This window comes from Clostridium sp. 7_2_43FAA (assembly GCF_000158375.2).
Lineage (GTDB): Bacteria > Bacillota > Clostridia > Clostridiales > Clostridiaceae > Clostridium > Clostridium tertium.
The window spans coordinates 2350010-2373058 of record NZ_JH815222.1; the positions used below are offsets into that span (position 1 = coordinate 2350010).

Sequence of the window (23049 nt, forward strand, 5' to 3'; positions counted from 1 at the left end):
TTGGGGAGCTACGCTAGCGGAGCTTTCAATAGTATTTGAAGATCAATTAAAAGATGAATTAGCTTAGAAGCTTGTACTTTTTATAAATTATATGCATACTATTTGATTTTTTTGAAATACTAAAAAAGGTAATAAGAAACATTATTAGTATTTCTTAAATATAAAAAAATATTACTGGAAATGAAAATTTCCAGTAATATTAAAACAATAAAAATAATAATTACACAGAATTATCTATTCTCTCAAAATAACTTATATTTTAATATAATTTATTAAGCCCTCATTAATTTTTCAACTACTTTAACATCTGCAGGAACCCAACTTTGTAATAACAACTCATCTAACGATACATACTTTGCATCATTATGTGCATTTAAATTAAGTAACCCACCACATATTTCACAAATGAAACAATGCATTGTTAAATGAAAATTATGATAATTATGATCTACAGTTGTAAAGTATTCTAAGTTATTAATATCTAATTCTAGCTCTTCTTTAATTTCTCTTATTAATGCAGTTTCCTTTTTTTCTCCTGCTTCTATCTTTCCACCTGGAAATTCCCACATATCTTTAAACTCACCATAGCTTCTACGAGTTATAAATATCTTATCTTCCTTTTTTATTATTGCTGCAACTACTTCTATTACTTTCATATCTTGATTCCTTTTCTAAATAGTTTTGTAGTTACCACATTTTTAAATGAGGTAACTACATTTATTACTTAAATAATAATTGATTTATTTGCTTTATTAATTAACTTAGGAGGAATTTCTTCATCTAATTCCCATACAAAGCTTATTGGTTTATTTCCAGTATGGCTTCTATATTTACAAGTTCCTAAATATGTGAATGGCGATGTTAGGCCATCCTTTGATTTATATTCTCTAACAAAAAGAGCTATCTTATTTTTTGTTTTTAAATGATTAATATATCTTTGTCCTGTTGTACTTTCAACTGAGGTTCTTGATTGAGTTTGCCAATGAAATAATTTTTCATTTATAGCATAATCCTCATATAATGTTGAAGGTGAGAAATCTTTATCACTTTTATTTAATGTAATAAAGAATATATCTAACTTCTTATCTTCAAAGTATTTAACTCCTTCTCTAAATGCAGTTTTTTTATCTTCATTATAATAACCAAAGGCAGCCATTATTACATCAGTTGAATAATCACAATGTAAATCTAAAGGACATTCAAAACCTAAATCAACTTTTTTATCCACAAATTCAAGATGCCTATAATTGTAACTTAATATATCACAAGCTTCCTTCATCATAGTTTTATTATTAAGAAGTCTATTAATCCCTTGCTTTAATGATGATAAGCCAACCTTCTCTGGCGCATCATTATAAAAAGTATAATACATCATATTTAGCATTAATTCTTCTTCTTTAGTAAATTGAGCATTGCTAATATCACTATTATTGTTTATTAAATCTATCATAAAGGCTATAAATCTTCTAGAGTTTATAAATAATAAATTGTATAGCTTCTTTGTTATTTCTTCTTCATTCTCATCATTAAAATCTTTTCTTTCTTCTGCTAATACACACATCCTAGCAAAGCTTCTATTTCTAGTACTACCATAAAAATCTGTTAAAGATAAATTATGATAGTCTAAAAAATTTTCTAAAGTTAATTCTAAATCTGTATCTATTTTAAATGCTTTGAGCTTATTAATTAAATTTATTTTAGAATTAGTTGCAGATTTTATATTTCTTAGTATATACTCTTTAGCTTCCTTTTCTAATTGTATATAACAACCTTTAGGTAAAGTTAAAAATCCATTTTCAATATAATCTTTTACTGAACTTTTACTTCTTCCAATTAAAGCTCTAAACTTTTCTTCAAAATCATAATTTTTATGCGCTTGCCCTACAAAATCTAAAACAGTTAAACATTCTTTATTTTCGTGTAATCTTAAACCTCTTCCAAGCTGTTGTAAAAATACTGTTAAACTTTCAGTTGGTCTTAAAAATAAGATTGTATTAACTTCTGGAATATCCACACCTTCATTATATAAGTCAGCAACAAATATAAATTTAATTTCTTTATTTACTAATTTACTCTTAGCTTCGGATCTTTCTTCTTTCCTACTTTCATCTGTTAGAGCTATAGATGCAATTCCTAATTCGTTAAATCTTTTAGACATGAACTTTGCATGCTCTTTACTTACACAAAAACCTAACCCTATAACATCATCTATATCTGTTACATACTTTTTTAATGCAGTCACTATTTCATTTACTCTTATATCATTCCCTGTATAAACATTACTTAACTCACTTAAGTTATAACCCTTTCTTTGCCATTTTATTTGGGTTAAATCTACTGAGTCAGATACTGCAAAATACTGAAATGGACTTAATAACTTTCTATCAATAGCTTCTGGTAATCTTATTTCGCCTGAGATTCTATCTTCAAAATACTTAAATATATCCTTATTATCAGCTCTTTCTGGAGTTGCTGTTAAACCAAGTAAAACCTTTGGCTTATAATAACTTAGTAATCTTTGATAAGATGGAGCTGCTGCATGATGAAATTCATCTACAATAATAAAATCATAATAATCTTCTGTAGTTATTTCACATAAATCCTTACTGTTTAAACTTTGAATAGATACAAATAAATGCTCTAAACTTTCTGGAACATTACCACCTACCATTAGATCCCCAAAATTATTATCCTTAAGAATTGCTCTAAAGGTATCTCTTGCTTGTTTAAGAATTTCTTCACGATGAACAACAAATAATAATCTATTTGGTTGTTTCTTATTTTCTTTGCAGAAATTCTTATAATCAAAAGCAGAAATTACTGTTTTACCTACTCCAGTTGCTGCAATGACAAGATTTTTATTTTTATTAAATATCTCTCTTTCAACCCTTAATTTATCTAAAATCTCTTTTTGATAAGCATATGGTCTTATATCAAAAGAAAAATTAAATTCTTCTTCATCAATTCGTTTTTCCTTATGCAAGGATTTCTTTAATATATTTTTATCTTCTTCACTTCCTAAATAAGGTACAAACTCACTATCATTCCAATAACTTTCAAAGGTAGCTTCAAATTTCTTTATAATATCAAAAGAATCCTGTTCTGTTATTTTAATATTCCATTCTAAACCTGAAGTTAAAGCAGCACTAGACAAATTAGAAGAACCAATATATGCAGTAGTAAAACCTGTATCTCTTTTAAACATATATGCTTTTGCATGTAACCTTGTTCTTTCTGTATCATAAGAAATCTTAATTTTTGTATTTGGTAACCTACTCAATTCCTCTATTGCTTTTACATCAGTAGCTCCCATATAAGAAGTTGTAATTATCCTTAACTTTTTTCCATTCATTGTAGCTTCTTTCAAACTTTCAATTATACATCTTAGTCCACTCCACTTTATAAAAGAAACTAATAAATCTATTGAGTCAGAAGTTAATATCTCCTTATTTAGTTCACCCAGCATATTAGGCTCTAAGGAAGCCCCTGTAAATAAAGAATTTTGAGATAATGGAGTCACTGGTCTAACTGACTTTTCTTTCTTTAAGACTTTTTTATTGTTAATCTTGCTATATAAAGCATTAAGCATTTCCCCATTTTTATCTATCTCATACTTCTTAATATCTTCTTCATTTGACACTTCACTCAATATGTTAATAATATTATTGCAGGCTTCTATTTGCTTTATTAACTTATCACTATCTTCCTTTTCTTTATCTCTTATGTAATTTAGAGATTTTCTAATAACTTTTGATATGTATTGAGAAAGAATTGCCTTTGCTTCTTCATTATCTATTTTACTTTTCTCTATAATAAACTTTTCATGCTCTAGACTTTCAAGCTGTTTTTGTATTTCTAAGTTAATTACTTGTTCGTATAGACCTTGCTTCAATAAATTCACCACCAGTTTTATTCATATATCTATAAATATTTTATCATATATGCATCTTTGAGGATAATTTAAGTGAAATAAAAAGTGACACTAATGTATGAATTTTCACTTTAATGCGCTATAATATCGTCAAAGTATCCCCTCTAGAATTTAGCAATTATATAATCATAGTAGATTTCATTCTATTTACCTGTGATATTGTTAAACCATAATATAACCAATATCTAATCTAAATCATATTTATATCTTTTTATGTTATCTAAAAATTCTTATTTATATTTAAAATTTTCTACTCCTCCATAATTCTTTCTACATAATTAAATTAAATATTATTATTTAATTATCACTTTCCTATTATTTTATATTATTATCAATATAATCTTCAAAATCTTGAAATGTTATTGCATCCTTTGAATTTAATCTCCATAACGGAATTTCCATATAATTAAGAGCTTCATTTTTCTTTTTATCTCTTTCCTTTTGAATTTCTTCTTTATGATATTCTCCATCAAGCTCAATTACCATAACAGGCTTGTTAATCCTTTTATCATATATAGTAAAATCTAAATGTGCATTATTTAAAATGAACTTTTTTATATCATTTCTTTTCTCTAAAAATCCTTTATCCGTTACTAAATTAGCTAGAGGAATCTTAACAACAACTCTATACTCATTATGCTTTTCTATGTATTTATCAATGCAATCCTTAACTTTTTTTTCAAAAATATTATCGCAATTATCAATCACAGTATATGTTTTCATTTCTTTATATAAATAATCAAAAATACAAACAGTTTTATCTGGAATAATTTCTCCATAAGCTTCTATATATTCAATTAAATTTTTCACATTCTTATCGTTTTCAAAAAAGAAGTTTCTGTCTGTTACTAAGACAAACTTGTCTTTAGCTCTTGATACAGCTACATTTATTAATTCATTAGTAAATAAATTATGATTACCTTGAAGATGCTTTCTTCCTTCACTTGTATTATTTAAAACTGTCGTAAAATAAACTTCTTTTTCTCCTTTTCCCTGAAAAGTATGAATTGTTCCACATCGTTCTTTACTATACTTTTCACACAGATTATTAGCTTGATTCTTAAAAGGTGTTATTATAAATTTATTAGCTATGTCTGAATTTATTAGCCCTTCAATTGTTATAATCTCTCTTAAATTAACAAATGATACCTTATCTGAATCAACGTATTTTCCTTTGTCATTATTTACTAATATCATAGAATCTTTTTTAGCCTCTTTATAAACAATTAATTTATTATCATAAAAATACTTATTACAATAATTTATAATATTATAGTCACATCTATAATGTTCTAATAACATATTAGATGGGGGGGCAATTGCTTTTGATATAGTGGTTAAAAAATTCCCTTTTCTATAATCATATTTTGCTTCAACTTTAGTTTTTATTTCATTATCTTCCATATTAATAATTGCTGATAATTGCTTATTATCTCCAACAACTACTATTTTTTTAGCAACATAAAGTAATGGTAATGCAGACATAATATCACATTGAGATGCTTCATCTATTATTATACAATCTATTTTTTCATCTTTATCAAATAAATAATTAAAATTATATATAAAGGCATCCACAGTTGTCATTATAACTGGATATAAATTTATAACTTCTCTTTTAATTTTACTAAAGTCTAAAGTTCCGTTCTCTTGTATTTTTTTATAAATATTCTCATAATCTTCTTTACTATATCTATTCTTTAAACTTTTCAATACAAGCTCTTTTGATAAACTTATATAATCGCCATTGTATATTTTACTTATCTCATTTTGTAATTTATCTAAATTACCTTTTTCTAGTTTATTCTTCATATCTGTTATTTCATACTCTAAAAATTTCTGTTCTAATAAACCTTGAATTATAATCCCATTATCCCTTAATTCTTTAAATAAAAATTTAGAATTAATATAAGTTAAAAGTTTCTTTATTATTCCTACTTTCTTTCCTTCAGAAATATTAACTAACACTTCTGAAACTATATTTAAACTCCTCTTTGCTGAACTAGAGCTTTTTGTTCTATCTACTTTCTTAATAATATCCTTATAGTTATCAAATCCATAGGCTTCATTTCTTTTAATTAAATGTCTATAATTATTTTCTAATTCAATTAATATATTTTTTATTTTAATTAATTCTTCTAAATCATTTTCTAATTTATCTAATTTATCACATAACTTCTTCATTTGTTTTTTAGAATTATCTTTTCCATTTACAGAAATATTCTTTATTTCTTTTTCATAATTCTTAATCTTTTCTTCTAACCTAGGAGTTAATTCATCAATAACTGTTTGTCTTCCTAATCGTACAAAGCACTCTGTAATTGAAATTTCATTTAGCTCATTAAGTACATTATTAATAGCAGAATTATTTTTTGATACAACAACAACCTTCTTATTTTCATATATCATATTAGCTACAACACTCAAAATAGTGGTAGTCTTTCCTGTTCCAGGTGGTCCTTCAATTATTGATATCTTATGCTTAATGGCTGCTTCAATAGATTTTTTCTGAGACTTATTTGAAGGTTGAAGTAATATAACTGGATCAATATTTTTATTATGCTCCTCTTTATCTAACTCTTCTACCTGTATTCTTTTCATACCCGTAAAATAATCAAGTAAGAGGTTATCTTCTTGTTTATGTAACCTATTAAAAATCTTTTCGTAAGTTTTCTTTTTATAATTGCCATATTTATTATCTTCTTTTCCAGATATAATATCTAAAATTTCCAAATAATATTTTTTAAAATTTTCAACAATAGTCTTAATATCTTTTTTATTATATTCTTTTCCTAACTCAATAAAAAAAAAGTCTTTTTCATCTTCTTTATCTTTAAATCTAAAACTTTTAACATTTTCAAATTTTATAATTCCATCTCTTCCACTGTTAGAAAATTTATAAAAAATTTTAACCGAATCATATCGTGAAACTTTAATATAAAAGGATCTGCCATTTTTACCTTCTATCAACAACTCTTTGTTATTCTTAATTGAATAGTCTAAGCATTCTTTTAATTTCATAAAGTTCTCCTTATTCTGATATCAATAAATACTAACATCAACTTACTATTTAGTTATAAAAATCAAATAATTTCATTTATGTATTATTATACCAAAGGCTTCTATCAAAAACAAAGAACATGATAAACTATCATATTCTCTAAATTTTTACTTATAATTAAAGTTAGTATTTATAAATGAAATTATATTGTATGTTCTTACAGGATTATTTATCTCAAACTCTTCCTTTTTATCATATATATTTACACCTATTATTATATTCTGTTCTTCATTTTTTAAAACATTAATCCTGCCCACTTCGTTATTTTCAAATACTATTAATCTTTCATTGTTATTTTCTGTTTCTCTAAACTCCATTCCATCCAACAAATTATTCTCTATATTTATATATATTTCACCTATACCTTTTAATATTTTATTTGATCTTATATCTTCAATGTCAGTTAATATTTTGTTAATCCCTCTAATTCTTTCTTTTAATATTTTTTCTTTTGGTTTAAAAGCTGATTGTATATTTTTTAATTTTGAAATTATAACATCAATTTCATCTACATACTGTTTATCACTTTCATAAATTCCCTTTAAATTCTTGATTTCTCTTTCCATATCATTAATTAATTTTATAAATATACTATTTTCCCTTTCCACTAGAATACCTTCTTATAAATATTATTCTTATAATTCATATTAAATAAATATAAATTTATACCTATATTTTAAAATAAATTATCAATATGATCACTTCGTGCACTCTAATCACCAGAGAGCGATTCTAACACTCTTTAAATATAGATAAAAGATTCATTATAATAATATATATCTATAACTATAATAAACCTCTTTATTACATCTTCTATTTCTTTTAACTTAAAACTAGCCCATTTCGTTTTAAATATTCTGCTATAACATATGTTGTTCTACTTCCGCCAAATAGATCAAAAAATACGTCTTAAGTTATTTCATTAGATTAAAGTTAAAGATAATATATAATCAAATTCTAATATTCTGTTCCCAAAAATATCCATCAAAAATTCTATTACTGCATCAGAATTGTTACCTATAATTCTCGAAAAAATTACAATATAATCTTTTACATATTGCATATTAATATCTTTATTTATATTAACACAATATCTTAAAAATACAGCATGTCTTATAAATAAATATTCTAATATAATCATTTCGAAAGAAATAATCATTTCTTCTAAATCATCACTAACACAGCTACTAAAAACTTTTGATACAATACAGTTTTCAACTAACTTATCATATTCTTTAAATAAACCCTTAAAATCTTTCCAATCATTAAAAAGCTTTTCTATACTAATTTCTTTAGTATATTTATAAATATCATTTAGAGGTTCTTTAAAAATAGAAACATTTCTATAGTTTTCTATTATATCTATGAATAATGTATTTATTTCTTTTAAATATTCTATAGTATCTTTATTTTCATAGTATTTGTATTTATTTAATTCTTCTTTTATATAGTTTTTAGATTTATACTTATCTAAAAACTCTATTAAATCTTCATAAGTTAAATCATCACTATCTAGCATATTAAGAAGAATATTATAAGAAAGGATAAGCTTATCTTCTATACTTACTTCATCTTTTTGAAGTATATTAACTAAATTCTCTCGTATTTTTAAGCATCCTAAATCTTCAATATATGAAATGGAAGCATTAAATTCCATGTAGTTTTTTTCTTCCATATCACTAATTATATTAACTACTTCAGGACAAGAACAAGATAAAGTAAGTTCCTTTACATCTTCAAAATAACTTTCCATTCTAGGAAAGTTCTTACAAGTTAAAGATAAATTTTCATCACCATGATTTATAACTATATTACATAACCCTTCATAGCTTAGTAAAGGACATTCTCCCTTTGTTTCCTTTTTAATTAAGTAACTATTTTCCCCATTACTTTTTATAAGCTTTACATTATCTAAAAGATAATTAAGTTCATCTTTTTCTCTCCACTTATTATAAGTTTTAGTATCTACATTTATATCCCACCCCTTACAACAAGTAAACTTGCATTTATCTGCTGTACACTTAAATTTCTCATATCCTTTTATCTTTAAGATATTTTCTTTATTGTTCATATAATAACTCCAATTTCAAATTTAGTTTTAACATAACTATTATAATAAACTTACTTTATTTTGTATTGTTTTTTATTAAATACCATAATCTCCAAATTTACATAAGACTACAATTTTTCTATACTTATTTAATTTTTTTATAAATTCTTCTTTATTTTTTGTCAAACACCTAAAAGCTTTAACATCCCTTCCAACTAAATTATTATTCATATCACTAAATTATATTTTGTTATTTTTTATTCACTTAACAAATAATAAGAAAAAAGTAGAATAATATATATACATATTATCTTCTGAAAGAAGAAGATGCTAACTTGGATTAAATAATTAATATCTTACTTCAATTTATGGATAGAGCTGTATTACTTCTTGCATGCTTATTTACTATAACTAGGCCACACTCATTGGGTTATGACATAGTATCTAAAATAGCTGCTCCAATGATTATTGGTCAAATATCTGTTGGATTTATTGTTTTATTAGTTCAAAGTATAAAAAATGATAATGATATATATTATTGCGTGGCAAGAGAAAGAATAACTTATGTTTTTAATAAAAATGAGGAATATTCAGTTAACCTAAGCATATCCGATTTTTACCAAAAACTACCTAAAGAAATATTCTTTAGATGCCATAGATCCTATGTAGTAAATATCAATAAAATAAGAGAAATAATACCTTGGTGTAATAGTACTTATAATTTGAAACTTCAAGATATTGATTATGAAGTTCCTGTAAGCAGAAGCAATGTAAAAGAATTCAAGCAACTCATGCACATATAATTGCATTCTATTCAAACTTTTTTGTATTTCATTCATAAAATAATAAGGTTGCTATTACCTTTTCTATAACTAGCTTTGCTTTAGCAGTATCTACATTAGCTGCTGGTAAACTTCAAGACAATCTAGGTGTTAGAAAACTTACTTCATTTGCAGGTTTAATATTATGGCTTGGCTTGATATTAACATCATTTGATTCTTCATTACCTATGCTTTATATTACAGCAGGTGTAATAGTTGGTGCTGCAGATGGTATATCATATATTACAACACTTTAAAATTGTATTAAATGGTTTCCTGATAAAAAAGGACTTATTTCTGGTATTTCAGTAGGAGCTTATGGAACAGGTAGTTTAATTTTTAAATATATAAATTTAAGCTTAATTAATAATGTAGGAGTTTCAAAAGCATTTTTATACTGGGGACTTATAGCAATGGCTTTAATCTTAATAGGTTCTCAACTTTTAAAGGATGCTCCATTAGTAGTCAGTAATTCTATAGATAGTAAAAATACAAAAGAGTTTACAGTAAAAGAAATGCTTAAAACAAAAGAAGCTTATGCTTTATTTGTAATATTCTTCTCAGCATGTATGAATTTCAGGATCGTTTATATCATCATTAACAGGAGGCTTAAAATCCACATTCATAGTTATTGGAGCCTTATGCTTAATATCAATAGTTTTAGCTTCTACAATACAAACTGTAAAATCAAATCAAAAAGTTAAACATAGTTCTAAGCTTGTAGAAAAAGTTGCATAATATTATTCATATTATATATATGAATTAAAATAAAAGGGCTGTCACATAATTAAATCGCTTTTTGTGACAGCTCCTTTTTTGTATAAATTTAATATTATTTTTTTATTCCATACTGAATCTTCTTTTCTTAAAGCTTCTAATTCAACAATAGGAATTTAATATATCTTATCATTTTTTAAAACTAATTCTCTGGAATTGTTAATTTCTGTTGCCAAAAGTTATCTATAGCTGTTTTTTTATCTTCACCTGCATCAGGTACACCCATCCATCCTATAACTATTCTTCTATTGTAAGCTCCTTTGGAACTGCAAATATACATGTTAACACAAAAGCTAAAGCTACACATCCTAATGATATTAATGTATAAAATAGTAATTGACGTCCTTCATAAATATACATTAAATATGATGGTACAACTGCTAATCCATAGGAGTTCGATTGAATTCTAAATATTGATAAAATAGCTGCACCTATACCTGAAGTTAATAATGTTACATATAATGGTCTAAATTTATATCTAATTAATAAACCAAATAATACAGGTTCACTTATTCCAAATAATTGTGAAAGCATAGCTCCAATACTTGTAGCTCTAATACTTTCCTTTTTAGCTTTTAATGCAAATCCTAAACATACTCCTACATTTGCAAAACCATACATTGCACATAATGTAATAAGTGGGTTAAATCCAGTATTAGCAAGTAATGAAGTTTCTATCATTACAAAAGTATGATGTAATCCAGTTAAAACTGATAATGGATAAATAACTCCTATTGCAAATCCACCAATCCCAAAAGGTAATTCAATTAATTTTTCTATTAATCCAACCATTCCAAGTTCTATATTGTGCATTACTGGACCTATACCAAGGAATACAACTACTAACATAACTAGCATAACTATAAAAGGAGTAAAAATAAGATCTAAAACATTTGGCATTACTTTTCTTAACTTCTTTTCTAAGTTTGCACCTAAAAATCCTGTTATAATTGCTGTAATAACGCTACCTTGACAGCCTACTATTGGAATACCAAAAATTCTTAGTGCTTCAACACCACTATTAGGATCTGCTACTGCATAAGCATTTGGTAAAATAGGAGACACTAACATCAAACCAATTACTATACCGATTACAGGAGTTCCACCAAAAACTTTAAAAGCTGACCAGCAAATTATTGCAGGTAAGAAAGCAAAGGCTGTATCTGTTAATACAGATACTAAAGATTGAACTGACTCTGGTATTCCAGCACTTGTTGCTCCAAATAAAGAAAGTACCGAATCATTGAATACAACACCTTTTAATCCTAGGAAAAGACCTGTTGCTGCTATAATTGGTATTATAGGTACAAATATATCAGCTAAAACTCTCATTAATCTTCTTAAACCCTTTTCATTATCTTTAACAGCTGCATCTTGTTCTGCTTTAGAAAGAGTTTTGAGTCCTAATCCATTAAGTTCTGCATATACCTTATTAACTATTCCTGTTCCTAAAATAATTTGATATTGCCCTGAAGTATAAAATACACCTTTCACTTCATCAATTTTCTCAACTTCTTCATTATTTATAGCATTCTTATCCTTTACAATTAAACGTAATCTTGTAGCACAGTGAGTAGCGGAAAGAATATTATCTTTCCCTACTACTTCAATTATTTCTTTTGCAATTTTTAAATACTTATCACTCATTTTATTACACCTCTCCCATGTTGTTAATAGTAACTAATAAAGCTTGATGCGGCTTCAATACTATTCCCTCTTCATTAATTTCATAATCCTTAAGATTATTAAATATAACCTTTTTATCTTTCATATCTAAAGGTTCAAAAACACCTTTTTTACTAAAATTAAAATAACAATATATAGTTTCATTATTATTATGCCTTGTATATGCTATTAAATCATCATTTTTTGTATCTATTGGAGCAATGTCACCATATATCAAACAATCTGAATGTACACTATTTTGCCTAAAGTTTATAATATCTTTATAAAATTCATATATACTACCTTTTTGTCCAACTTGAGCTTCTGCATTTATTTCCTTATAATTTTCTATCATTCCAAGCCACGGCTTCTTACTTGAAAATCCACCATACTCTGATGAATTCCAAGGAAATGGAGCTCTAGAATTATCTCTACTTCTAAGGTTAACAATTTTTAATGCTTCTTCTTTGCTAAACCCTTCTTCTATTGATCTATGATATTGATCAATACTTGAAATATCATTAAACTCCTCTATTGATGTTCTTTCAAAGTTTGTCATTCCAAGCTCTTGACCTTGATATATAAATGGAGTTCCTCTTAATAAGAAATACATAGCTCCCATCATTTTTATAGCATCTTCATTACTTGCCTCATTTAATAAATACTTCGTAGTAGATCTTGGTTGGTCATGATTTTCAATAAAATTTGCAGCCCATCCATATTTTTGAACGGCCATTTGACTTGCCATAATTTTTTCTCTTAATTCCTTAATAGTCCACGGAATCCTCTTAAACCATTCACTACCGGATGCAACATCTAAATCAGCATATTTAAAGTCAAATATCATTGAAAAATATCCATTTTCACCAATAAAATCTCCAAGTTCATCATAAGATACACCAGGGGCTTCTGCTACAGTAACACAGTTGTATTTATCGAAGGTTTCTCTCTTAAGTTCATGTAAAAACTCTTCTATACCTGGTTGATTTCTAGATGCCTTTGTACACTTTACCAATCCATCTACACCATCTGCTTCTAAATCCTTATAAGTTAAATCCTTCTTTATAAAAGTAATTGCATCTATTCTAAATCCAGCAATACCTTTTTCTAACCAATGATTAACCATGTTATATAAAGTTTCACGAACTTCTTTATTTTCCCAATTTAAATCAGGTTGTTTTTTTCCAAAGGCATGAAAATAATATTCATCTCTTCCCTCTACCTTTTCCCAAACACTACCACCAAAAACTGATCTCCAATTATTAGGAACTTCTTTCCCATCCTTAAAAATATAATAATTATGATATTTACTCTCTGGATTTCTTATAGCTTCCATAAACCATTCATGCTCATCAGATGTATGATTAATAACTAAATCTAAAATTATTTTAATTCCTTTTTCCTTAGCTTTTTCTATAAGCTCATCTAAGTCCTCCATAGTTCCAAACTCAGGTGCTAAATCAAAATAATCACTTATATCATATCCATTATCGTCCATAGGAGATTTATAAATTGGACAAATCCAAAGCATTGTTACACCTAAGTCACTTAAATAATCTAATTTTTCAGTTATTCCTTTAATATCTCCAATACCATCGTTATTACTATCATTAAAGCTTTTTGGATAAATTTGATATACAACTTCTTTTTGCCACCATTGTTTTTTCATCCTGCACATTCTCCTTTATATAAGATTTCTTCTCTTTAGTTCTAAATAAATTCCATCTTTCATTGGCTCTTCACATATTGAATCGACATATTGAAATATTTCTTTACTTCCACCTTGTACACCTACTGCACTTCCTACAACCTTAAGCATATCTATATCATTTCTTCCATCACCAAAGCCTAGGGTTTTATTTACATCAATATCTAAGTGTTTACATAAACTAAGTATTGCCTCTCCCTTGTTGCACTCCTTTTGAATTATTTCATAATAATTACGAGAGTCAAATTTATAACTTTGGGCTAACTGTATTTCATTTTCTGAAAAAATGCTCTTTAACTTTTTAAATACTTCTTCTCTACCCCATAAACATATTTTGCTTATTTCGTGAAGGTTTTCATTAAAACTATGAAGATTTTCTTCATAAATTATTTTTTGTTTTAATATAGCACCTCTTCTTTCCTCTTCATTTAATAATTTAAACTTTTCATTATTTAGAGAGGTTAATATTTCTACTGCAGCCTTGTTCATAAAAACGATATCATCACTTTCAAAAGTAAATGCCGTTTCATTATTTATATTTTTTAAATAGAAACTGGCTTCTTTCATTTTATCCATCTTAAAAAAAGTTTTTTTTATAACCTCACTTTGAAACTCAATATAAGATCCTCCACCTGCAATAATTCCGTCAGTTGATAAGTCTAATACATCATCTGTTATTGTTCCAATAGTTCTTCCTGTACATAAACAAGTATAAATACTATTTTCTCTACACATCTTTATTGCAATTTTAGCTGTTTCAGGAACCCCATAAACTTCATCCCTTAAGGTACCATCAATATCCAAAAATATTATTTGATGCATATACTGACCACCTCTCTTAATATCACCACTATAGTAACAAATAAAAAAAAGCCAATCAATAATATCAGCTTTTTTAAAAAATATGTACAAACTCTGTACAAAATTTCAGTTTCTGAAAAATTGTACATCCAAATTGGTATTAAAATATTACATTTTTATAGTTGTGCTAAATACTTCTGATATTTTAAAAATAACAACTCTATCAAAATAAAATATGGAGTTGATATTTCATAATCTAAAATATATTCTTTAGGTAATTGTATTGAATTTATATAAAGATTTTCACTACATAAAGCAGCTAAGGAGTTATTCATCATTCTTGTTATTGATAAAGTTTTTACTCCATTTAATCTTAATGTTTCTGCTAATTTAATTACTCCTTTTGATTCACCCGAAAGAGAAATAATAACTACAAAATCATCTTCCTTTGCTAATTTTCCAACAGCATCAACCATATCATATCCATGCATATTAAAAATAATTTTTTCTGTTGGTAAAAATATTCTTTTAAATTCACTTGCAACTCTAGCTTGAGCATATCCACTACCAAATACAATTATTCTTTTAGATTTATATATATTTTCAAAGATATTATCACAATCGCGATTTTTAATATCTTCAACTAACTTATGATAACTAGATGTAACAGTAGTTAGAAAGTCACTTTTCTCATTAGTTCTAGATTCTACTTCTAGGCGTAATCTTGCTTTTAACTCACTAAAGCCTGGTAAAGATATTTTCTTTGCAAACCTAAATAAAGTAGTAGTTGAGACATTACACTTTGAAGCAAACTCATCTATAGAAAGCTTATAACAAGTATCTTTATTATTTATAATATACTTGCAAATTAGCTTATCATTTTCATTTAAATTTTCATAATACCTATTCATTAACTCTTCAACCATAATAACTATCTCCTCCTTACATACTCTAAATAGTTTACAAATAATATATCTAAAAGTACATAAAATGCTGCAGTAAGTTCATAAGAAATATCTTTAAAGCCATGTAACATTTTTGTTGATACGTAAAGATTATCTTTACACATTCTTGCTATAGTATTATTTTCAAAACGTGTTATAGATAATGTATTTATTTCCGTGCTTTCAATAGACTTTAGTACCTTAATTCCTTCTACTGTTTCTCCTGAAAGAGAAATTATTACAAATAAGTCCTTACTAGTAAACTTTTTTTGTATAAGCTGAACTTCTCCTAGATCAAATAAATCAATAACATATTTTCCTACTGATAAGAATATTCTCTTAAACTCTTCCGCCTCTGCTTTTTGAGCATTTCCAGTTCCATATATATAAATCGTTTCTGCATCATATATTAAAGAACAAATATCATTGTATTTATGTTCTTTAATTTCATCGATTATCTTGTGATATGTTTTGCAAGCTTCTTCTATATCTAAATTGGATTTTTCATGGGATTTAGAATCTGATGATTTTAACAAATATTTTAATTCAGCAAAAGAATTTAATTCTAACTTACGACAAAATCTAAGCAATGTTGTTCTTGATACATGGCATTTTTCTGCAAGTTGCTCGCAAGTCATTTCTTTACAAATATCTTTATTGTTTATTATATAATTGAAAATTTGATGATCATTTTGCGTTAATTTATCATAATTATTATTTATTAATTCATTAATTTTCATAAAATACCCCTAAATTATTTATATATATTTTTTTAATATAATTATATATAAATTTACTTTATTTCTACAACTCACATTTATCTAAAAAACAATAAATTATATTACACTTAAAGTATTTCACTAGCATAATCCAAATACATAGTTTTCCCATTTACATTTCTACCATGATCTCCATCATCTACACAATAGAAATCAACATTCTTGTTATAATTAAAACATTTTTCATATAACTATATACTTTGCTCAAATGGATCAACTCGATCTTTGTTCACATGGATTATTAATAAAGGATTATTCTCTCATTGATAATATCTCAACAAATTTTGTAGAAGCTAATGAAAGTGATACGCTCTTTAAATAGCAAACTCCGATACTTCTACTAGGTATTTCTTCTAATACTTTAACCTCATATAATAATCCTTGTTCTAAATAATCCTTTGAGAACTCCTTTACTACACAAGCAATACCTAAATTTATCTTTGCAAATTCCAATAATAAATCAAAAGATCCAAGTTCAAATTCTGGTGATATTTTTATTCCATTAGATAGCATAAAATTCTCTACATATTTTCTTGAATTTGAATTAGGTTCTAAAAATATTAAAGGATATTTAACCATTTCTTCTAATGAAATTTTCTTCTTTGTTAAATCCTTATACTTCTCTCCACAAACAAAAATATCTCTAACTTCCCCACAAGTTATAAATTCTAATGAAGGATCATCAATTGGTAAATTACAAATTGCAATATCAATTTCTCCTGACTTAATTAAAGCACATAATTCTAATGTAGTTCCATTTATAATCTTAAACTTAAGATTAGGATATCTATTATGAAATTCTTCTAAGTATGGAAGTAGAAAATATTTAGATATAGTGTCTCCCACACCAATCTTTAACTCTCCTATAGTTAAATCTTTGAATTCTAATATTTTTTTTTCTCCAACATTAATTAAATTAATTGCTGAATTTACATATTCATATAATAGACTTCCCTCATTAGTTAAGGTTACACCCTTTGATGTTCTATTAAAAAGTCTAATATCTAGTTCTCCTTCTAATTGCATTATAGCCTGACTAACTGCTGGCTGTGTCATGTAAAGCTCCTTTGAAGCTTTAGAGAAGCTTTTACTTTTTCCTACCTGACAAAACACCTTATATAAATCTAACTTAGTAACCATATAAGTACTCCTTATATCCTATATTCATTCTATTTATTTTACTTATATCATCTTTTGAGGTATATTACAATAGTGTGAAATATTTGAAAATAAATTTAAATTGTTAGGAGAGATTATTTTGGAAAGAGTTGTTGGTACAGTTGTTAGAGGACTTCGTTGCCCAATCATTAAAGAAGGCGATAAAATTGAAGATATTGTTGTAGAAAGCGTACTTAAAGCTTCAGAAGCTGAAGGCTTTACTATAAATGATAAAGATATTGTTACTGTAACTGAATCAATAGTTGCACGTGCACAAGGAAATTATGCTTCTATAGATAATATTGCTAAGGACGTTAAAGCTAAATTTGGTGACGATACTATTGGTGTAATCTTCCCTATCTTAAGTCGTAACCGTTTTGCAATTTGCCTTCGTGGTATAGCAAAAGGAGCTAAGAAAATAGTATTAATGTTAAGCTATCCATCTGATGAAGTTGGAAATCACTTAGTTGATTTAGATATGTTAGACGATAAAGGTGTTAATCCTTGGACAGATGTTTTAACAGAACAAGAATTCCGTAATCTATTTGGATATAATAAACATCCTTTTACAGGTGTTGATTATATTGATTATTATAAATCTTTAATTCAAGAATATGGTGTTGAATGTGAAGTAATATTCTCAAACAATCCTAAAACTATCTTAAATTATACAAAGAGTGTTCTTACTTGTGATATTCATACAAGATTTAGAACTAAGAAAATTTTAAAAGCAAATGGCGGAGAAAAAATTTATAGCCTTGATAATATATTATGTGAATCTATTGATGGAAGTGGATGTAATGAAGCTTATGGATTATTAGGTTCAAACAAATCAACAGAAGAAACTGTTAAACTTTTCCCTCGTAACTGTCAACCTGTAGTTGATAATATACAAGCTATTCTTAAAGAAAAGACAGGAAAAGATGTTGAAGTTATGATTTATGGAGATGGAGCTTTCAAAGATCCAGTGGGTAAGATTTGGGAACTTGCTGACCCAGTAGTATCCCCTGCATATACAGCAGGCTTAAATGGTACACCAAATGAAATAAAATTAAAATATCTTGCTGATAATAACTTCGCTGATTTAAAAGGTGAAGAACTTAAGAAAGCAATATCAGAATATATTAAAAATAAGGAATCAGATTTAGTTGGAGCTATGGAAGCCCAAGGTACTACTCCAAGAAGACTTACTGACCTTATAGGATCATTATCTGACCTAACATCAGGAAGTGGAGATAAAGGAACTCCTATTATATTCATTCAAGGTTATTTCGATAATTATACAAAGTAATAAATTTAAAAAGTCATCTACAGTGCTTTTGTACTATGTAGATGACTTTTCTTTTATAATAATAAATTATATATCTTTAATATTTTATATATTTGTAAACCATTTTGCACTAAGTAAGTTTCTATTTGCTCAATAAAAAATTTCTTTTATTAGCACAAATTCAATAGCATCTTCATAAATAGTATTTAATATTTTTGAAAGATAATATTTTAATCTAGTACTTTTTAGTATATATCTAATATAATAAATATAATCACTTTTATTGAGGTAAAATATGAATTTTAATGGTTGGGGAAATTTTGAAGATTTAATAAGATCTTATAGTAATAATAATAATAGTAGTACTAATAATAATAGCAATAATAATAATAATAATAATAATAATAATAATAATAATAATAACAATAATAATACTAACTGTAATGACATACCACCAAGCCCATTCCAAACCATACCCCCAGAGCTTTTTGCAATAATAAGTGAAATAATTGGTAATATAATAGCTGGAAATATTCCTTTTAATGTTCAAAACCTTATTGGAAACTGGTTCGAATTAATTGGTCAAGTTATTTTAGTATTTAATGCTCAACAACAATATTTCGAATCAGGGCCAGGTAGATACTATGACCCAAAGAATTATAATATTAGTAATCCTTTTTGTAGTAATAATTCTACAAACACAAATGGCAATGCTTCAAGCACATCAACTTCTTCAAGTACTTCTAGTTCAAAAAGTAATGATATTAGCATAGCTAAAATAGAAAATTTAGAAAAACAAATTCAAGAATTAACAAAAGAATTAAATGAAATTAAAACTTTATTAAAACAAAAATAAGAGGTAGTATCAATTCATTTTGGTACATCCTCTTATTGAAAAAAACATAGTTATTAAAAATTATTTTGTTTAAAGATACTCGAATCTAAAATGATCTCTAAATTCCTTTTAAAAATATCTATTAAACCATTAAATAACTATTTATAATGCCATTTTCAACTATTAGTATTCTAATAGTGCAATTTGTTACATTCAATTGTATATAAAACATTTTTATTTGTAGTAGCTACTCTTGGTATCTTAATTTGATTTTTTGAAATTCCTTTCATAAGTAAAAATTCCTTTACCTTATTAAAAGTTCCCTCTTTAAGTATTATTACCTTTGGTCTAGCTAGTCCGCTTTTGCCCCTAAATCTCTTATATGCTAAATTACAACTTTTTAACTCCTCATCTAAAGTGGTTTCAATATTTCTAACTAATTCTTTTGTAACCTTCCCCTTAATTTCAAAATAAAATTGATATCTTCCAGGTGTTCTTGAATTATCAGCAACTGTTGTATAATCTATTAAATTAATTTTAAGCTTATTTTTCGTATTATTAATTGCAGCTGTTAAATGCTCTTCAGTTGTTTTTTCTGATACCATATTTAACACTTGATTTCTTCTATATAAAAATTCTATTTCAGGTGAATTGTTATAAAAACCTATAACTTTAATAACATCACCTAACCTATATCTATAAAGTCCTGTATAAGTAGTAATAACTAATTCATAGCTTTTTCCTATTTCTAATTCATCAGCACAAAATGTCATTGGGTTATTTTTATTTAATTCTTCTGATGGAATAAACTCATAAAAAACTGTATCTGGTATTATTACATATCTTATACTTTTAACATATGGATTCATACCTATGATACCTTCTGATGCTGCATAACAAGGTGAATGTATTGGAATTGATCCTGAATAATAATTAACCATCTCATCATAAATTGTAAAATTAGCTCCTGTAACTGCTGCTATATATTGTAGTTCTGGCCAAACTCTCCTGCAAATTCCCTTAAAACCCTTTTTAAATTCTGATTCTAATTCATCTGCCCTGCTAGCATTTGGAGATAAATATTTATTTAATGCTTTTCTAGTTTCTTCATCAATATTTAATGTTTTGCTTACTCTCCCTTTACGAATATCTTTTACTAACATATCAGAACTTTTCTCCATAACCCTTAATAAATCTAATATGTTTGAAATAAAAATACCAGATATATATAATAGCTTCTTCTCTATTAATCCAAAAAGTACATGTAAATAAAGTGATACTTCCTTATCTTTAATTTTCATCACTTCATAAGGTGAAGTATATAAATATGGTAAAAAACTTTTCATGCCATTGATCCCGCCTGAAGTAGCTGAACAAATGGGTATTCCCCCATCAGTATAAGTATTCATTACTACATCTGCAATCATTAATCCCCTACCATAATTCCAATTTTCTTTAAAATTATTATAAGAAAATCTAGTCATCAATAATGCCATATATTTTGCAGCTTTCATTCTGCTAGACTTTGTTACTGGAATTAATTTTTGTTTACCTGTAGTTCCTGAAGTATTTCCAAAATACTCAACATTCTGTGTTGTTAATATATTTTTTTCACCATTAGCCATACGTTCAATATAATTATCATAATACGAATAGTCAGTTAAGGGGACTTTTTTCTTAAAATCACTTACAGAAAGTATATCTTTAAATTCAAATTTGTCCCCTATTTCACTCCTAGCATTTTTTGATAAGATATCAAACAACAAGTCATTATTAACTTTCTTAAAGTTTTTAGTTTCTTTATTAAAATTTCTTTCGACGACTCCTCCACAACCAATAATTGTCCTATAAAGTACCTTACTTATTATGGACATATTTGTACACATCCTATGATAGTTTTTCATAAGCATTATATGAAATTTATTTTAGAATGTTAATAATTTGCTTATACCACTATTTGTTTAATAAATATAATTTTATCCTTGAAAAGCTTTATCTAAAGGGCTAAAAAAGATTATTAAGTTACTATAAGGTTAGTCAATAATATCCATTTATTATTTTCATTAAGTTTTTTAATAATCTTTTTGACAATTTTTCTTATACAAACTTAATTCCTTTCCAACAATACTAATTACATATATTTTAATTAATCATATTACTAATTTACTAATAAATAAAAATCCACGACATTTCTATCGTGGACTTCAATGGTGAAGGCGAGGCATAACTATTCGTAACCCTACCATCTTTTTTATTAATTCTTACCTACAATATAATTTTCTATTTTATTTTTCTAATTTATATTAATTATATTTTATAGTTATGCAAATTCACAATATTCGCTTTATCAACAAATCCTGCATTAAACCATGGAAACTCTTTAGTTACATTTTCTATTGATTGTGAAAGCCATCTAACATAAGGATCATATATATATTTTATTAAGTTCTCATCCTCTATATGATAATAAGGGCATAAATCAAATTCTCTTGATCCCAATAACAGTACACCAGAAAAATGGTAAAATAATAGAGGTGAATCATCTACATAAACAACATTATTCTTTTTTGAAACTTTATAACTTTTTATATTCCACAATGCAACATTTGCTCCAATAGAGTTTATTATATGCACATTTTTAAATATACTAGGCCAATCTTCTACATACCGTTGGTCTCCAAAAGTTTTATTAGCTACATCATATTCAACTGTACATTTCTTTAAGCACCTATCTCCCCAAAGCCTAAGTGCAGCTTTTGCTTCATCATTATTTTTAAATCCTACAAATCCTGTATTATATAATCCACTTAATTCATAATACATCTTAAACTCTTCTGAGTTTCTATGATCTATTAGAAAAATTGATGCATCAGGATTCTCATTAAAAATATAATCTAAGTCAGAAAAAAAGAATAAATCTGCATCTACATGTGCATAATATTTCGCATTGTCATATTTATTAATTACATAATATAAAAATATAGGTTTTAGTGTCCAACAATATTCATGAAATATTCTATTAGACTTAGCCATTTCTAAATCATAATTATTTTCCTCTACATCCTTTAATTGTACTAAAACAATATTTTTAAAGCCTATTTTATTTAGTATATGGTAAACAGAATCATTCATACATAGAATAAATAACTTAAAATCACTACAACAGTTTTCTAAAGAAATATACATTGGTATTAATTTAAATAAATTTGATTCCGATAAAATCATTGATAAATGATATTTACTCATACC

Annotated in this window: 18 protein-coding genes; 4 read left to right on the forward strand and 14 right to left on the reverse strand. The window is 26.2% G+C overall.

What is annotated here, in order from left to right:
- Positions 1–272: 272 nt before the first annotated feature.
- The 5 genes from CSBG_RS12625 to fliB form a co-directional block, all read right to left on the reverse strand.
- Complete coding sequence (locus tag CSBG_RS12625; protein WP_008680074.1) at positions 273–656, reverse strand: (deoxy)nucleoside triphosphate pyrophosphohydrolase; 384 nt, start codon at positions 654–656, stop codon at positions 273–275.
- Between the two features lie 68 nt (positions 657–724).
- A complete protein-coding gene (locus tag CSBG_RS12630; RefSeq protein ID WP_008680076.1) occupies positions 725–3892 on the reverse strand; it encodes a DEAD/DEAH box helicase in 3168 nt (1055 codons plus the stop codon).
- Between the two features lie 354 nt (positions 3893–4246).
- Positions 4247–6952, reverse strand: coding sequence for an AAA domain-containing protein (locus CSBG_RS12635; protein ID WP_008680078.1), 2706 nt, complete (start codon positions 6950–6952; stop codon positions 4247–4249).
- 147 nt (positions 6953–7099) lie between these two features.
- On the reverse strand, positions 7100–7600 hold the full coding sequence (locus CSBG_RS12640) for a hypothetical protein (RefSeq protein WP_008680080.1): 501 nt from the start codon (positions 7598–7600) through the stop codon (positions 7100–7102).
- 314 nt (positions 7601–7914) lie between these two features.
- Positions 7915–9063, reverse strand: a complete 1149-nt coding sequence (gene fliB / locus CSBG_RS12645) for a flagellin lysine-N-methylase (protein ID WP_008680083.1) — start codon at positions 9061–9063, stop codon at positions 7915–7917.
- 347 nt (positions 9064–9410) lie between these two features.
- On the opposite strand from fliB, the gene CSBG_RS12650 reads away from it, so the two are divergent.
- Complete coding sequence (locus tag CSBG_RS12650; protein WP_008680085.1) at positions 9411–9845, forward strand: LytTR family DNA-binding domain-containing protein; 435 nt, start codon at positions 9411–9413, stop codon at positions 9843–9845.
- 431 nt (positions 9846–10276) lie between these two features.
- Positions 10277–10567: a hypothetical protein gene (locus tag CSBG_RS17790; protein WP_051005289.1), complete on the forward strand. Its 291-nt coding sequence runs from the start codon at positions 10277–10279 to the stop codon at positions 10565–10567.
- Between the two features lie 215 nt (positions 10568–10782).
- Here CSBG_RS17790 and CSBG_RS18595 read toward each other — a convergent pair whose 3' ends face one another.
- From CSBG_RS18595 to CSBG_RS12685, 7 genes are all read right to left on the reverse strand, one after another.
- Positions 10783–10920 (reverse strand): glycoside hydrolase family 32 protein, encoded by a 138-nt coding sequence (locus CSBG_RS18595; protein WP_165438769.1) that lies wholly within the window; start codon positions 10918–10920, stop codon positions 10783–10785.
- Positions 10878–12287 (reverse strand): PTS transporter subunit EIIC, encoded by a 1410-nt coding sequence (locus tag CSBG_RS12660; RefSeq protein WP_008680087.1) that lies wholly within the window; start codon positions 12285–12287, stop codon positions 10878–10880. The genes CSBG_RS18595 and CSBG_RS12660 overlap by 43 nt, the downstream gene beginning before the upstream one ends.
- Positions 12288–12291: 4 nt before the next feature.
- Entirely contained in the window at positions 12292–13974 is a 1683-nt protein-coding gene (locus tag CSBG_RS12665; RefSeq protein WP_008680090.1) for an alpha-glucosidase, read from the reverse strand.
- 15 nt (positions 13975–13989) lie between these two features.
- On the reverse strand, positions 13990–14835 hold the full coding sequence (locus CSBG_RS12670; RefSeq protein WP_008680092.1) for an HAD-IIB family hydrolase: 846 nt from the start codon (positions 14833–14835) through the stop codon (positions 13990–13992).
- A 155-nt stretch (positions 14836–14990) separates the two neighbouring features.
- A complete protein-coding gene (locus CSBG_RS12675; RefSeq protein WP_008680093.1) occupies positions 14991–15740 on the reverse strand; it encodes a MurR/RpiR family transcriptional regulator in 750 nt (249 codons plus the stop codon).
- Positions 15741–15745: 5 nt separating this feature from the next.
- Entirely contained in the window at positions 15746–16498 is a 753-nt protein-coding gene (locus CSBG_RS12680) for a MurR/RpiR family transcriptional regulator (protein ID WP_008680095.1), read from the reverse strand.
- 291 nt (positions 16499–16789) lie between these two features.
- Complete coding sequence (locus CSBG_RS12685; RefSeq protein WP_008680097.1) at positions 16790–17677, reverse strand: LysR substrate-binding domain-containing protein; 888 nt, start codon at positions 17675–17677, stop codon at positions 16790–16792.
- A gap of 118 nt (positions 17678–17795) precedes the next feature.
- Here CSBG_RS12685 and CSBG_RS12690 point away from each other — a divergent pair, with 118 nt between their 5' ends.
- Together CSBG_RS12690 and CSBG_RS18340 are read left to right on the forward strand one after the other, a co-directional pair.
- Complete coding sequence (locus tag CSBG_RS12690) at positions 17796–18986, forward strand: coenzyme F420-0:L-glutamate ligase (RefSeq protein WP_008680098.1); 1191 nt, start codon at positions 17796–17798, stop codon at positions 18984–18986.
- Between the two features lie 274 nt (positions 18987–19260).
- Complete coding sequence (locus CSBG_RS18340) at positions 19261–19821, forward strand: hypothetical protein (RefSeq protein WP_008680099.1); 561 nt, start codon at positions 19261–19263, stop codon at positions 19819–19821.
- Between the two features lie 170 nt (positions 19822–19991).
- Here CSBG_RS18340 and CSBG_RS12700 read toward each other — a convergent pair whose 3' ends face one another.
- Both CSBG_RS12700 and CSBG_RS12705 read right to left on the reverse strand, forming a co-directional pair.
- Positions 19992–21674, reverse strand: a complete 1683-nt coding sequence (locus CSBG_RS12700; RefSeq protein ID WP_008680100.1) for a GH3 auxin-responsive promoter family protein — start codon at positions 21672–21674, stop codon at positions 19992–19994.
- Between the two features lie 433 nt (positions 21675–22107).
- Positions 22108–23046: a hypothetical protein gene (locus CSBG_RS12705; RefSeq protein ID WP_008680101.1), complete on the reverse strand. Its 939-nt coding sequence runs from the start codon at positions 23044–23046 to the stop codon at positions 22108–22110.
- Positions 23047–23049: the final 3 nt, after the last annotated feature.

Coding starts and splice junctions, on each gene's coding strand:
- CSBG_RS12705 (WP_008680101.1), bottom strand. CDS start 23,046: ATGAGTAAATATCATTTATCAATGATTTTATCGGAATCAAATTTATTT.
- CSBG_RS12650 (WP_008680085.1), top strand. CDS start 9,411: ATGGATAGAGCTGTATTACTTCTTGCATGCTTATTTACTATAACTAGG.
- CSBG_RS12680 (WP_008680095.1), bottom strand. CDS start 16,498: ATGAAAATTAATGAATTAATAAATAATAATTATGATAAATTAACGCAA.
- CSBG_RS12660 (WP_008680087.1), bottom strand. CDS start 12,287: ATGAGTGATAAGTATTTAAAAATTGCAAAAGAAATAATTGAAGTAGTA.
- CSBG_RS12670 (WP_008680092.1), bottom strand. CDS start 14,835: ATGCATCAAATAATATTTTTGGATATTGATGGTACCTTAAGGGATGAA.
- CSBG_RS12625 (WP_008680074.1), bottom strand. CDS start 656: ATGAAAGTAATAGAAGTAGTTGCAGCAATAATAAAAAAGGAAGATAAG.
- CSBG_RS12700 (WP_008680100.1), bottom strand. CDS start 21,674: ATGTCCATAATAAGTAAGGTACTTTATAGGACAATTATTGGTTGTGGA.
- CSBG_RS12635 (WP_008680078.1), bottom strand. CDS start 6,952: ATGAAATTAAAAGAATGCTTAGACTATTCAATTAAGAATAACAAAGAG.
- CSBG_RS12685 (WP_008680097.1), bottom strand. CDS start 17,677: ATGGTTACTAAGTTAGATTTATATAAGGTGTTTTGTCAGGTAGGAAAA.
- CSBG_RS17790 (WP_051005289.1), top strand. CDS start 10,277: ATGGCTTTAATCTTAATAGGTTCTCAACTTTTAAAGGATGCTCCATTA.
- fliB (WP_008680083.1), bottom strand. CDS start 9,063: ATGAACAATAAAGAAAATATCTTAAAGATAAAAGGATATGAGAAATTT.
- CSBG_RS12665 (WP_008680090.1), bottom strand. CDS start 13,974: ATGAAAAAACAATGGTGGCAAAAAGAAGTTGTATATCAAATTTATCCA.
- CSBG_RS18595 (WP_165438769.1), bottom strand. CDS start 10,920: ATGTATATTTGCAGTTCCAAAGGAGCTTACAATAGAAGAATAGTTATA.
- CSBG_RS18340 (WP_008680099.1), top strand. CDS start 19,261: ATGAATTTTAATGGTTGGGGAAATTTTGAAGATTTAATAAGATCTTAT.
- CSBG_RS12675 (WP_008680093.1), bottom strand. CDS start 15,740: ATGGTTGAAGAGTTAATGAATAGGTATTATGAAAATTTAAATGAAAAT.